A 385-nucleotide genomic window follows, 5' to 3' on the forward strand; every position below is an offset into this window, starting at 1 on the left:
GGGCCGCCTCGACGAACTCGCGCTCGCGCAGCGACAGGAAGTCGCCGCGCACCAGACGCGCCATGCCGGTCCACGTGGTGAGCCCGAGCAGCACGCCCAGCACGAGCACGCCGGCCTTCGAGTTGTACGCGATGACCGCGCCGATGAGCAGCACGGGGATGATGATCACCATGTCGGTCAGGCGCATGAGCACCGCCTCGATCCAGCCACGGAAGTAGCCGGCGGCGGCACCGAAGACGACGCCGATGATCGCGGAGATCGCGCCGACCATGAACGTGATCGCGAGGGAGATCTGCGTCCCGCGCATCGTCATGGCGAAGTAGTCGCGGCCGACCGTGTCCTGGCCGAACGGGTGGTCGCCGAGCGAGAACGGGAACAGCTGGAG

At 68.3% G+C, this 385-nt stretch carries 1 protein-coding gene; it reads right to left on the reverse strand.

Annotation, left to right across the window (positions count from 1 at the left end; all coding sequences use genetic code 11):
• Positions 1–385, reverse strand: a 385-nt coding sequence (locus G3I71_RS49860) for an ABC transporter permease (protein WP_164325610.1), incomplete at both ends; no start/stop codon positions are given.

The sequence above is a fragment of the Streptomyces sp. SID12501 genome (genome assembly GCF_010550245.1).
Classification (GTDB): domain Bacteria; phylum Actinomycetota; class Actinomycetes; order Streptomycetales; family Streptomycetaceae; genus Streptomyces.